Source organism: Clostridium sp. HV4-5-A1G, assembly GCF_900184915.1.
GTDB lineage: Bacteria > Bacillota > Clostridia > Clostridiales > Clostridiaceae > Clostridium_B > Clostridium_B aromativorans.
Map to the genome: position 1 here is coordinate 1 of NZ_FXYI02000101.1, position 13,527 is coordinate 13,527.

Consider the following 13,527-nt stretch of genomic DNA (forward strand, 5'->3'; position numbering starts at 1 on the left):
CAATTACTACTCTATTTTAATATATTACACAATTAAATCTAAAACAACATTAAGAATTAGTTAAAATTTTATTAAATCTTAATATTAAGCTAAAAAATAGATTACAATAGATAGGACATAAAAAATAAAGGAGCTGTGGATTTCATGAACATCAATAACATAAAGGCAATTTATACTGTTTTTATATTTATAATATTAGCGGCTTTCGACAATGTAGTAATAGGACTATTCCCTCCACTTTTTTCTTCTATCTCAAAAAGTATGAACGTGCAGATTTCCTCCCTGGGAATTGTTTCAGCCGTCAATATCTTGGTCACATCCCTTTCATCGATTCTATGGGGCTACCTTACAAGTAAATTCAGTAGAAAACTCCTCGTCATTGTAGGCACTATTATCTGGTCAATTTCAATATTTCTAACATCACTCTGTGTCAATTATCTTCAGCTTCTTATTCTTCAGATTTTCACCGGCATAGGGCTTGGATGTATAGCATCAATCGGATTCAGCATTTTAACTGACTATATTCCCAATAAATACAGAGGCATGTTGTTAAGTCTTTGGGGCATGGCTCAGGGATTTGGTGGAATAGCAGGAGCACTAATGGCTTCTCTGATGGCTCCTTTTACAAGTTGGAGAAAACCCTTTGAAGTCGTAAGCATTATAGGTTTTCTACTTATTATACTATATTTCTTTATAAAAGAACCTACTGTAGGCCAAGCAGAACCCGAACTACAAACACTCGCTGAAAGAGGCTGCACATACAATTATAATATTGAATTAAGCCATTTATCTCAGATTATATCAAAGCGAAGTAATATTTTCCTGTTTATGCAGGCATTCTTTATGAATATCGCTACAGGGACTCTAATATGGCTTCCTACTCTATATATTTCAAAAATTCAGCAGCAGGGTTACAACCTAAAAGTTTCAATTATCGCTGCAGGATACCTTTTTGCCATATTTCAATTAGGAGGTTTGGCATCTCCTTTATTTGGCCACATAGGTGATATACTTCAGAATAAAACGCACAGAGGGAGAGCTGCTCTTACATCATATTTTGTATTTGCCATGATACCATTTTACATAGCAGTTTTTATACTTCCCATGAACAGGCTTGAACTGATACAAAGCAGTGCACCTCTACCAATACTCATATCATTATTGAAGGAAATAGTGATAAATCCCTGGATATCCATAATATTTGTTTTATCTTTCCTTGCAAGTGCACTGCAATCTGCCAACACGCCAAACTGGCTGGCCCTGATAACTGATGTGAACCTTCCGGAACACAGAGGTACTGCTTTTAGCTTAGCCAATTTAGCCAATGGCCTCGGGAGAACTATAGGAAATGCAGGTGTCGGAATTATACTTTCTCATATAAAAATCGGCGAACCTGCAAATTACATAATCACTTTGTCTCTGCTGCAGCTGTTCCTGCTCCCTTCAGCCTTTATCTACTTATTGATGACAAAAAGCAATATAAAAGACATAGAAGAAGTCAAAAATACGCTTATGAAACGTGCAAAAGGGCTGTCTTTATAAATCGTATTATATTTTAAACTGTCCTACAATATTCATAAGCTTTTCCGCTTCTTTCGCATTCTTATCCGTATTTAAAGCTATATCCGCATCTTTTTCCTTTATAGAATTCATACTGCTGGATATATTTGACACTGCATCTGTACATTTATCTACAGATGCACCTATCTTCTCTATTATATTGGAAAGATCCTGCTGTGATCTATTTATATCCTCCATAAGTCCATAAAATTTTTTTATGACACCAGTCATCTTAATGCCGTCATTTTGGTATTCTTTGCTTATATCTACCACTTTAATGTAGTCTGTCATGACTTTCTTCTCCACGAAGCCAAGTACATCCCGTGAGGAATCCACCAGTATACCCACTGCCATAATTATACTCTTTATATCATTTTGCATGTTATCTGCCATATCTGAACATTTATTTGCAAGTTTTTTTACTTCTTTTGCTACCACCATAAATCCGCTTCCATATTTTCCTGCATGGGAAGCCTCAATAAGTGCATTTAGGGCAAGTATATTGGTTTTCTTAGAAACATCTTTCATCTCATTCAGCATTTTTGAAATATTTTTTACCACCTTTATAGTTTCAAAGGATTCTTTCAATTTTTCACTGGAATCCTCGTAGTATTTTTCTATATTATGGGCTGAATTTTCTATATCATCTCCCATGCTTACAGCTTTTTTGTTTATATTATCGGCTAAATTAAGTCCTGAATTTGCTTCATTTACAGTATTTTCTATCTTGTTTTTTATTGAAAATATGCTTTCTTCAACCTCTTTGATGGAATTCATAACTCCCTGCATGTTGGATGTTATCTCACTGGTTTTATCAGATATTATTTTAATTTCCCATTCTGATTCTTGAAACATATGATTTACATAATTGCTGGAATTTAGCGCTGCAAGGCCCTCATCTTTAGCATATTCTATCATATTCTTTATATTTTTAAGAGCTGAATTCAAATCAACTACGGTCTGCCCAAACTCATCTTTACTTTTAATATCTATTTTATAACTGAGGTTAAAATTCGAGAGTTCACCAGCATATTCCCTTATATTTGACAGAGGTTTTTTTATCTGACGTGCTATTATAATTCCTACAAAAATCCCAGCCAGTATGAATATAAACGTAGCTGCTGCCATCCTGTACTTAAGGGCGTTTACAGAACTCATTATTTCATTTTTATCAATCACAAGCCCGAGATACCAGTTCACTCCGGATATAGGAGCATAGGCAAGCAGCATCTCTTCTCCCTTCTGTCTGTAATAACCCGAGCCACTTTTACCCTGTATCATATTTTTTTCAATGTCGGAAAGTTCCTTAAGTGAACTGTCCTTTAGAGAATTCTTTATGGTATTGTCCTTATTTAATACCAGAGTCAAATTTTTATGTGCAACTTTAGTACCATCTTTATTTATTATAAAACAGTACCCGCTTTTTCCAACTCTCATACTTTGAACAAACTTATTCAACTCCGAAGTGCTTATATTTGAAAACAATACGCCTTTAATTTTATCCTTACTGTCCTTTATCGGAACTGCCACTGATATTATTTCCTCTCCATCTACATTAAAATAAGGTCCATCAATGGCAGGAGTACCTTGAATGGCCTTTTTCAAATATGCCGAATCCACACTTTCCAGATCTATTTTAGTTTTTCCTCCGGTTTGCATGTAAGCCATGCCACTCAAATCCATAGCACAGAGACTTGAATATCCAAGTTTGGATGCCCTTTTCTGTAAAATTGGAAGCTGAATCCCTGGGTTCATGGATTCTATTTCATTCCTAGAAGCTATCTCCGTCATGGAACGAACTTGCTGCTGCAAAATTGAGCTTAAAAGTTTGGAGGATTCCTGTGCTTTATCTTGCAGTGAAGAATTTATGTTTTTCTCCATAGCCGCATAAAAAGTATAATAAGACAGTATTCCAAAAAATCCGCAGATAAATATTACCAGTATTCCAATTTGAAGAATAACTTTAACAACGACGCTGTTTATTCTTATTTTTGAAAAACAATTTATTTTTTTCTTCAGAATACTAATTATTTTTGCACTGCCCATTTTCATTTTTGGAACAGCATTTATTTTTTTCTTCAAGGTACTGCCTATTTTCATTTTTGGAACAATATTTATTTTTTTCTTTAAATAACATATTATTCTTTCCTTTATCCTAGTAAATATATGTAAAATTTTTGAAACCACTTTTCTCATGGTATTTCCCCCAAACTATTCATTTAAATTGATATTATAGATAACATAATTGCTGTTTTTACTTTTCTTGGCCTTTTTTTTGATTTTACTCATGTACACTCCAATATCATCAACTTTTTTAAGTTTGCTGAAATTTCCATACATGCATCCGAGGGCTATGGACGTAAGAGGAAAAACATCCTTATTGCCTTTTCTGTCAAAAGATTCAATATATCCGTTTTTTTTGTCTTTTTCATTGAAGAAATCAAGTATTTTTGCATCAAACTGCGAAATTATTTTTTCACACAATTTACGTCCTTTTTCAATATCATTTTCAATTACACATACAAAATCATCTCCTCCTATGTGTCCTACAAATCCATTATATACTGAGTATTTTTTTACCTGTTTTTCTATAATTTCTGCAGTTAGTTTTAACACTTTATCTCCATTTTCAAAGCCATAGGTATCATTGTATGTCTTAAAATTATTTAAATCTGCATAAATAACAAAGAAATCACTGTGAGAATGTATTATATTATCAATAACCTTATTTATAATTTTATTTCCAGGAAGGCCCGTCAACGGGTTGAGATTTTTAGCATGCTTTTTTTCAAATTCTAAAGTATATTCAAGCAAATCCTTTATAGTGACAATTCCATAATATTTCCCTTCTTTTGTAACTATTACATAATCATATATTTTTTTGTAGTCTCTTGCCATGGCAATTTTCGATACATCGCTTATTGACGTGTTATAGTCCACTACAGTAGGATCAGAATCCATTATCAAAGATACAGGACGCTTAAGAAATACCGAAATGCCATACTGCGTGGCAAGTACATAGTCCAGATCATGCTGCATCATAAGCCCTATAGGATATCCCCCATTCGTAATGCACACTCCTGTTATATTACAAGTGTCAAAAAATTTTTTTACCTCTTTGGCTTGAGTCGTGGATTGGAAATCGGGATTTTGTTTTGCTATATCACCGATACAATTTTTTTCGAATTGAAACCTGTTGGTCTTCATTTTGTTGTATTTCACTATGGTTGTTTTTATATCTTCGGAAATATCGAGAAAAGTTCCCGACGGTCTCTGTAGAAAATATCCTTGTCCCGAGCAGACACCAAGTTCTATTAATTTTGCAAGTTCGCTTTCTGTCTCAATTCCCTCGGCTATGATATTCATATTTGTGGACTGTCCCAGTGTTACAAATGTTTTCACCAGTTCCTGCTTAAAATTGTCTTTGTCTATATCCCTTATAAAAGAAATATCAATTTTAATGTAATGCGGCTTCGTCTCCATAAGGGTTTTAAGCCCGGAATAACCAGTACCCATATCGTCTATTGCAATTTTATAACCTTGATCCACATAGTTATCCACTGCTCTTTTAAAATCCTTATAATCCTCTATGGCTGTTTTCTCCGTGATTTCAAATATAATTACATCTGGAGACATATTGTGCTTTCCCAAAAAATCTCTAGTAAATCCACTTTTAAATCTTTCATCTTTAAATATCTTTGGATCTACATTTATGAATAAAAGCTTATTTTTATCTATCTTGTTTGCCCTTTCAATGGCTTTTTTCCTGCACAGCAGTTCCAATTCCCATATTTTATTAAAAACTTCTGCTGCATGAAAAAGTTTCACAGGCAAATGCAGGGTTGAATTTTCAGGTCCCCTGCTAAGCGCTTCATATCCCACTATAGAAGCATCCTTTAAGGATACAATAGGTTGAAATACTGTAGTGATGTTTTTGGTATCCAATATTTTTTGTAATTCAATTTCATCTTTTGATTCCATATACTTCACCTCATGCATTTTATTTCTAATGAAATTATATAGTCTTTTTGTTAATTGCATGATAATCTTATGTTAATAATACTTAATGCAGCAGTCCATGTTAAAAGCTTAGAGTTTAAATATCAAAATTTAGATAGGGACAAAAAAGAAGTTACGGTACAGGATGTATTCTGTAATAAAGTGATACTCCTTTTTCCGTAACTTTATTGGTTATTTATCTTCTCATTATTGTAAGAGTTTATTAACAGTAACTTGTGAGACAGATGCTTCTCCTCCAAGAATGGTAATTTGACCCACACCACTCAATTTTCCCTGGATGTAATTTTTAGCACCGCTTAGATCAGATTTTCCAATCAACACTACTGGAGCACTCTTCTCTCCTGCTACTGCAGATCCCGAAAGTGCATCTGCAAAATCACTGCCTGATGCCAGGTAGATATTTGACAAATCATACTTATCATTGAATTTATTAAGTATTGCAAGATTTGTGGAATACCTGTCGGAACCAGATATTCTTACAGCTCCAAGGCTGCTAACCACGCTGTCATCTACAACACCGTTTCCGCCAATTACATAAGGTGTACTTGAATTGTCTTTTACATACTTAAGTATGTCACTGCTCAACTGTTTGCCATCTGTTAGAATTATTGGACTCCCTGATAATGATGCATAGGAAGATACGGATAGTCCATCTGCAAATCCTGCTCCTGAAGCTACGAATACCTGCTTTGGACTTTTTATCTGTTTTGCAACTTCCAGTGAAGTGGCATATCTGTCATTTCCGCTTATCCTTTTAACCACCATTTTCATATTTCTCAGGGAACTCTCTATTGAACTGGATACCACCCCAGTGCCTCCGATTATATAAACCGTTCTTACTTTTAATCTTGAAAGCTCTGATTTAGTATTGGAATCCAGAGTATTACTTGATGTCAAAAGTATCGGTGCATTTTTTAACTTTGCAAAAGGAGCTGCACTCAGCGCATCTGCATAGGACTGGCCTGAAACCAACACTGCCGTATCTGCTTCGTTCCAGTTATTCTGAGATATTTTAGCTGCAGTTTCATACCTGTTCTGCCCTGCCAATCTTGATACATTTTTATGAGAAGTGGTTTTATTTATAGTATAGCTGTCTATAGGAGCCATAGTATCAGTCCTGTATGTGGTAATGGTAAAATTCTTATCCGTTACACTTACATTGGAGAATGTAGGAACTTTATCCTGCTCTTTTTTTGCTTCAAAATAGTTGTTGTAGTTTGGTTCCTGAATCTCATAGTACTTACTTCCACTAGCTGAGTTTGTAGTTATATAGAGCACACCATTTGGATCAGTGACACTGGTGTCATCTTTTCCGCTTACTGCCTGTCCGTCTACCATCTGATAGGATCTTGTATAGCAGTGATCATGCCCATCTAAAACTACATCTATTCCAAGTTCCTGAAATACTTCTGGATGCGTTACCCTTCTAGCCGCTATATCAGCATCTGTCTCATGATTTGCAGAACTGTATATGGAATGGTGCATGCTTACTATTTTCCACTTAACATCTGGATTTGCAGCTATGGCCTCCTGCATGAAAGCTTTATGATCCTCTGCATTTATATCATTGCTGTTGAGCATCAGGAAAAGCGTATTTCCATATACAAAGTAATAGTCATTACCAGTTGTTCCATTACTATTATCAGACTCATATCCGTTATTTGTAAAAATACCGTATTTATCAGATTCATTTGGATAATTGAAATGTGTAGTATGACCTACTCCATATCCCTCATGATTTCCGGTAATTGCAGCAACAGGGATATTTTTTAACTGATCTGGCTTGAAAAATCCGTCATATTCAAGTTCATTTGTCTGACCATTGAGCTCCTTTCCGTTGTTAACCTGATCTCCTACAGACAATATAAAACTGCTGCTGGAAAATTTATCTGTTGCCTTTTTAACTGTATCTACCCATCCTGTCGTATCCTTGTCTATATCACCGCCTGCGCCAATCTGTGGATCTCCCGCCAACAGAAAATTGAAACCCTTTGATATATCCTGGGTGGTATAATTATTGGCAGAACTCCAGGTAGTACCGTCACCTACACGATATACATATTCTTTAGATGGCTGTAAATCTGTAACTGTAACCTTATTGGAAGAATAGCCGTCATTTCCATTGGATTTTTCACCTTTGAAGGTTTGAGCTTTACTCTCCGGAAACTCGTTTCCGGTCATATCGGATTTAAGCGCAACCTGTACCTCAGGGTCCGATGTATCTTTATTGGAATACCATGTGAAATTAACCTGTGATGCATCTTTACCTGGCGCAAAAGTTATATCCTTGATATTTGCAGAGGTCTCTCCCCCTGCTGTAATTGATTGACTTGCCGCAGCATTCGTGTCTGTATCTGCATTAACCGACATTGGTATGGCAATACCTGAAAATGCGAACGAGCAACAGAGTACAAATAATGCGGTCTTTTTTAGATACTGTTTCATGAAACTCCCCCTTTTAGATATGTCATTGTGATGGCCAGAATAAATTCAATCCATGCCATTCATTTTTATATTAGCAGTATATATTTTTTCTATCCGTCACATTTATGTAAATTCAATGTAAAATAATCATAACATTCACATACTTAACTTAAACTTTACACAATCTTTATGAACTTGTTTCAATAGAGCAATATAATAAGTGAATGACTAAAAACTTATGGAGGGGCAGGCATGAGAAATTCTTCAAGAATATCTAAGATATTGCTTTTTATAATAGCCACATTTCTATTTGGCGCTTTTTTATATAACTTCAATGTAAGCCATCCTGTAACTTATAACATTCAAAAGGGTAAGGCCAATGTAAAATATGAAAAAGCCCAAGTGCTGGAAATAAAAAATAATTCTCTAAAACAATTCAACGAATCCAAAAACATATATTTTGGCAGCCAGCAGGTAAAATTAAAAATTCTCTCGGGAGAACATAAAGGTGAAATTAAAAATGTTACAAATTATTTAAGCGACACCCACAATGTATATTTGAAACAAAATATGAAGGTTATAGTGGACATAGCTACTTCTGGAAGTGGATCATACAGCATAACAGTATATAACTATTACAGAGCTCCTGTACAATATGCATTTATCTTTATATTTTTTGCCCTGCTGTGCATAGTAGGCGGGAAAAAAGGATTCAGGTCAGTACTGGGACTTATTTTTACTCTATGCTGTGTTATATTTCTGTTCATTCCCATGCTTTACAGAGGATACTCACCGGTTTTATCCGCAATCCTCATAATAGTCATAACCACCTGTGTTTCTCTTTTCCTGCTAAACGGCAGAAGTACCAAGACACTGTCTGCCATACTTGGAACAATGTCGGGAGTTATAATTGCAGGGATAATTGAAGTTATTTTCGGATACTTTGCCCATTTGACAGGCCTGAATCTGACACAGGTGGAAAGTCTCAACATGATCTCAAATGTATCCGGCATGAAGGTGTATGGTCTTCTAACTGCAGGAATTCTAATAGCCTCCCTGGGAGCTGTAATGGACATCAGCATATCCATAGCATCTTCCATACAGGAAATATATATATCAAATCCTAAGATCAGCAGAAGAGAATTGTTTAACTCAGGATTGAATGTCGGAAAAGACATGATGGGAACCATGGCAAATACTCTCATTCTGGCTTTTGCCGGAGCTTCCCTAAGTATGCTTATAATAATTTATTCCTACAATTTAAGCTATAACCAGCTCATCAACATGGACATGGTAAGCCTTGAAATCATCCAGGGGCTCACAGGGAGCATGACAATAATCTTTACAGTTCCCATAGTATCATTTATCTCTACAGAAATTATAACAAGATTGTATGACAGATTTAATTAATTGGTTCTAGTTCAACTATAAATCTAGAGGGACTGTTTACTATTTCTTTCATTATATTTTCAAAAATATCCTTTACATCTTGATCCGAGCAAGAATATTCAATATCAAAATTAAACAAATTATCCGTAATAAAAGAATTAATTATTTTGACGTTTTTGTAATTTTCAATTTTCAGTGGAATTTTTTCAATAAATTTATCTATTACCATATTAAAATTTTCGAAATTGGTTCTTATTCTGCATACAGCTAATTTATTATCCATATTTACTTCTCCCTATAAATTAATTTAATAATTAGCCTAAGTTTTACTATATTATGGAGCGGTATGCTAATATTAATACTAATATTCCTATAAATATTCTATATATAGCAAAAACTCTCATGGGCTTTTTCTTTAAAAAGTTTATAAATTTATCCACAACAATTAATGCAACTATAAACGAAACCACAAACCCCACTACAAGTGCTGCTATTTCTGGAACAGTCATTGTTATCTTTGCCTTTAACAGTGAAAATCCCGATGCAGCTATCATAATTGGTATTGCCAAAATAAATGAAAATTCCGCTGCCGCCACATTGGTAAGTCCGGCTGTCCACCCACCCATTATTGTAGAAGCAGATCTGGACATTCCTGGCCAAAGAGAAAGGCATTGAAAACACCCTATTTTAAAAGCTTGTCTTATTGTTACATCCTCAATTTTATCCGTTTTATTGCCTATTGTATACTTATTTTCCATAATTATCATGAGAAAGCCGCCAAATATTAAGGCACAGGCTACTGTAACCGGATTAAATAGCTTGGCTTGTATTATGTCATTGAATAAAATACCGACAATAGCTGCAGGTATAAACGCAACAAAAATATTAAACCAAAATTTGAATCCCCATTTCCCCGGGGCAATATTTTTTAATGATTCAATTATTTTATTTCTGTAAAATACAAGTATTGCAAGTATGGCACCTAATTGAATTACAATTTCAAACATGTCTACATAGGCTTTTCTATAAATCGGCTCTTTAAAATTTATCAAATTGCCCACTATAATCAGATGACCAGTAGACGATATTGGCAAAAACTCCGTAATACCTTCCACAATGCCTATTATAACAGCCTTTATTACAAGTATAAGATACATTTTTTTAATCACCTTCCTATTTTGATACCACTATGTTACACATCTAAAATTAAAAAAGGATTAAAAAAAGATTAATTCTCTATAATATCCAGACTCACAGTTATTGTGGTACCTTTTCCCACCGTGCTTTTAATATCCACAGTTCCATTGTAGACATCCACAATTTGCTTGGCTATAGACAGGCCCAACCCGCTTCCGCCAATATCCTTAGATCTGGATTTATCTACGCAATAAAACCTGTCAAATATTTTGGGAATTTCATTTTTCGGAATCCCTATACCCGTGTCACTTACTGATATGTTGATATATTTGCCAAACTTAACGGAACTTATATCTATTTTCCCATGCTCCTTGGTAAATTTTATACTGTTGTCTACAATTATCCTAATTAATTGCTTTATAAGTTTATAATCTGCAATAGCCTGTACATTTTCATTATTGATATTTGATATTATATGTTTTTTATCTATCATTCTAGTCTCTTCAGTAACCTCATCTATCAATTCATTGAGATAGAAAACATTTTTTTCTACCTTCTGCGACTTATTATCATTACGGGCTAAAAAGAGCAATTTTTCTACCAATTCTCCCATGCTATGTGATTCAGATTTAATGGCTTCAATAGATTTATCAAGAGCTTCTCTGTCATTTTTTCCCCATCTGTCTAAAAGATTAGCATATCCCTGAATTATTGCTATAGGTGTTCTGAGTTCATGAGATGCATCCGAAACAAATTGTGTCTGTTTGCTAAAAGATGTTTGAAGTCTATCAATCATGTTATTCAGTGTGGTTGCCAGCCTTTTAAGTTCATCGTTAGGCCCCTGTATATTTATTCTTTCTTTTAAATTGTTAATGCTTATTTCATCGGCAGTTTTTGTGATATTGTCAATTGGATTCAGCATTTTTTTACTTATTATATACCCTAACAAGATGGATAAGGCTATTCCGAATAGATCTGCTGCAGCCATGAAGAAAAACAATATTTTCAAAAAATCATATTCATTGTCCATATCTTTAATTATCTGCATATACAAAACCCCATAATTCTTATCTAATATTTTTGTATTCAAATATGTAAGATGCTTTTCATGTTTTTCTACATGTTTTATTTTCCCATAGGGTTCAGAAATCTTTAAATGATAGTCAAACTTATCTGATACATTTATTATTTTCCCATTTTTATCCATTATCTTTATAAATATATTTTCATTAGGCAATATATCAGAAAATAATTCACTACTTGAGAGCTGTTTCAGTTTTAATCTGTCAAGTATTATTTGATTTACATCTTCCAGACGTTTAGCTGTCTGCATATACATATAGTGCTCTACTCCATGTAATATATAGGCATTGGATACTGCAAGCATCACTGAAAACATCAAAGCAAATATTCCAGTTAATTTGACAGATATCTTTGCATTTTTTATAATACACAAGTTCATAGTCTATTCTCCCTTTATCGCATATCCAACTCCTCTTATAGTTGTGATTAACTTATTCTCAAATCCATCATCAATTTTACTTCTAAGGTACCTTATAAATACACTGACTACATTTGTGTCATTGAAATAATCATAGCCCCAGATTTTTTCTATCAACTGATCTCTTGTTAGGACTACATTTTTGTTGACTAAAAGAATCTCTAAAAGATCATATTCTTTTTTTGTAAGTTCAATATGCTTTCCATTTCTTGTGACTTCGTGAGTTTTAGTATTCATTACAAGATCATCCACTTCATATTTATAATCTTCTGATTTTTTATCATTATTTCTTCTTATGACACGTATCCTGGCCAGAAGTTCTTCTATAGCAAAGGGTTTTGTAATATAATCATTTGCCCCTATATCCAGTCCCATTACTTTATCCATCACATCATCCTTAGCAGTTATCATTATAATTGGGATCCTGGAAAACTGCCTCACTCTTCTGCAAACCTCCATTCCATTTAACCCCGGAAGCATTACATCCAAAAGCACTAGATCATAATTACCTCTCTGTATCTTCTTCAGTCCTTCTCTTCCATTGTATTCAGCATCAGTAGCATAACCTTCATGATTAAGTTCCATTTGCATAAACATGGACATCTTTTTTTCATCTTCAATTATGAGTATCTTATAGTTTTTCAAAAAATCACCTCAAACATCAGTTATAATAATACTTATATTGAGATTATATATTATTGAGATTAAAATCACATTAAAATACTGTACCTTATCCTGCTTTAATTTCAATCATCTATTTATTTGTCTCCATAGAGAAATTTTTTAATTTTATAATAACTGCTTTCTTCACCTATAGCCAATAAAATATCACCTTCCTGAAATACAGCACAGGGTCCTGGAGAAATAATCAAATTTTTTCCTCTTCTAATACCTATTATGGTAGCACTTGTATTTTGCCAAAATTTGCTCTCAGATATAGTTTTACCAATGACTTTAAGTCCTTTATATACTTTGAACTCAAAGGGTATGAAGGGATTAGAATTAATAAATCTATTAGAATAATCCGTAAATTCATCTATCTTTTCCTTAATTTTTTTCTCCAATTTACTTTTCTCCACAAATAAATCCAATATTTCTTTTTTTGATAAATTTAGAAAATCTATATCTCTAAATTTTTCTATGAATTTTAAACAATTATCTACAGATTTTATAATAATTCCACTGCCTTTTATCACCTCAACTATATCCATATCATTTAAAAGAATAATGGCCCTCCTGATAGTTTCAGGTGAAACATTATAATGACTTGAAAGAGATGATCTCCCATGAAGCTTATCCCCTACTGAGAAATCTCCAATTATTATTCTATTTGCTATGTCTATAGCTATTTTTTGATATATAGGTTTTACCACACATTCTGATTCTACTGACATTTTAAATTTTTTTTAGATATAATTACCTAAAATAAACCTCCCCTTAATATATTTCATTAAATCAATAAATAGTATAGATTATTATTCTTATCATGTAAATAC

Annotated in this window: 10 protein-coding genes; 2 read left to right on the plus strand and 8 right to left on the minus strand. The window is 33.6% G+C overall.

The window, feature by feature from the left end; genetic code table 11:
- Positions 1-144: 144 nt before the first annotated feature.
- Positions 145-1,542: an MFS transporter gene (locus J5G60_RS11435; protein WP_150356665.1), complete on the plus strand. Its 1,398-nt coding sequence runs from the start codon at positions 145-147 to the stop codon at positions 1,540-1,542.
- 6 nt (positions 1,543-1,548) lie between these two features.
- On the opposite strand, the gene J5G60_RS11440 is transcribed toward J5G60_RS11435, so the two are convergent.
- The 3 genes from J5G60_RS11440 to J5G60_RS11450 form a co-directional block, all read right to left on the minus strand.
- Positions 1,549-3,756, minus strand: a complete 2,208-nt coding sequence (locus J5G60_RS11440; protein ID WP_229981814.1) for a methyl-accepting chemotaxis protein — start codon at positions 3,754-3,756, stop codon at positions 1,549-1,551.
- Between the two features lie 15 nt (positions 3,757-3,771).
- Positions 3,772-5,541, minus strand: coding sequence for a GGDEF domain-containing protein (locus tag J5G60_RS11445; RefSeq protein ID WP_229981815.1), 1,770 nt, complete (start codon positions 5,539-5,541; stop codon positions 3,772-3,774).
- Between the two features lie 225 nt (positions 5,542-5,766).
- On the minus strand, positions 5,767-8,025 hold the full coding sequence (locus tag J5G60_RS11450) for a cell wall-binding repeat-containing protein (RefSeq protein WP_150356664.1): 2,259 nt from the start codon (positions 8,023-8,025) through the stop codon (positions 5,767-5,769).
- A gap of 231 nt (positions 8,026-8,256) precedes the next feature.
- Here J5G60_RS11450 and J5G60_RS11455 point away from each other — a divergent pair, with 231 nt between their 5' ends.
- Positions 8,257-9,414: a YibE/F family protein gene (locus J5G60_RS11455; protein ID WP_150356663.1), complete on the plus strand. Its 1,158-nt coding sequence runs from the start codon at positions 8,257-8,259 to the stop codon at positions 9,412-9,414.
- Here J5G60_RS11455 and J5G60_RS11460 read toward each other — a convergent pair.
- The 5 genes from J5G60_RS11460 to J5G60_RS11480 form a co-directional block, all read right to left on the minus strand.
- Complete coding sequence (locus tag J5G60_RS11460; protein WP_150356662.1) at positions 9,407-9,676, minus strand: hypothetical protein; 270 nt, start codon at positions 9,674-9,676, stop codon at positions 9,407-9,409. The two genes, J5G60_RS11455 and J5G60_RS11460, sit on opposite strands and share 8 nt — an antisense overlap.
- A gap of 46 nt (positions 9,677-9,722) precedes the next feature.
- Positions 9,723-10,550: an undecaprenyl-diphosphate phosphatase gene (locus tag J5G60_RS11465; protein WP_150356661.1), complete on the minus strand. Its 828-nt coding sequence runs from the start codon at positions 10,548-10,550 to the stop codon at positions 9,723-9,725.
- A 71-nt stretch (positions 10,551-10,621) separates the two neighbouring features.
- Positions 10,622-11,992, minus strand: coding sequence for a sensor histidine kinase (locus J5G60_RS11470; RefSeq protein WP_150356660.1), 1,371 nt, complete (start codon positions 11,990-11,992; stop codon positions 10,622-10,624).
- Between the two features lie 3 nt (positions 11,993-11,995).
- Complete coding sequence (locus J5G60_RS11475) at positions 11,996-12,676, minus strand: response regulator transcription factor (protein ID WP_150356659.1); 681 nt, start codon at positions 12,674-12,676, stop codon at positions 11,996-11,998.
- Positions 12,677-12,789: 113 nt separating this feature from the next.
- A complete protein-coding gene (locus tag J5G60_RS11480) occupies positions 12,790-13,425 on the minus strand; it encodes a TrkA C-terminal domain-containing protein (protein ID WP_150356658.1) in 636 nt (211 codons plus the stop codon).
- Positions 13,426-13,527: the final 102 nt, after the last annotated feature.

What these genes read in the sequence shown, in the direction of transcription:
- J5G60_RS11435 (WP_150356665.1), top strand. Translation starts at nt 145, where the DNA reads ATGAACATCAATAACATAAAGGCAATTTATACTGTTTTTATATTTATA.
- J5G60_RS11440 (WP_229981814.1), bottom strand. Translation starts at nt 3,756, where the DNA reads ATGAGAAAAGTGGTTTCAAAAATTTTACATATATTTACTAGGATAAAG.
- J5G60_RS11445 (WP_229981815.1), bottom strand. Translation starts at nt 5,541, where the DNA reads ATGGAATCAAAAGATGAAATTGAATTACAAAAAATATTGGATACCAAA.
- J5G60_RS11450 (WP_150356664.1), bottom strand. Translation starts at nt 8,025, where the DNA reads ATGAAACAGTATCTAAAAAAGACCGCATTATTTGTACTCTGTTGCTCG.
- J5G60_RS11455 (WP_150356663.1), top strand. Translation starts at nt 8,257, where the DNA reads ATGAGAAATTCTTCAAGAATATCTAAGATATTGCTTTTTATAATAGCC.
- J5G60_RS11460 (WP_150356662.1), bottom strand. Translation starts at nt 9,676, where the DNA reads ATGGATAATAAATTAGCTGTATGCAGAATAAGAACCAATTTCGAAAAT.
- J5G60_RS11465 (WP_150356661.1), bottom strand. Translation starts at nt 10,550, where the DNA reads ATGTATCTTATACTTGTAATAAAGGCTGTTATAATAGGCATTGTGGAA.
- J5G60_RS11470 (WP_150356660.1), bottom strand. Translation starts at nt 11,992, where the DNA reads ATGAACTTGTGTATTATAAAAAATGCAAAGATATCTGTCAAATTAACT.
- J5G60_RS11480 (WP_150356658.1), bottom strand. Translation starts at nt 13,425, where the DNA reads ATGTCAGTAGAATCAGAATGTGTGGTAAAACCTATATATCAAAAAATA.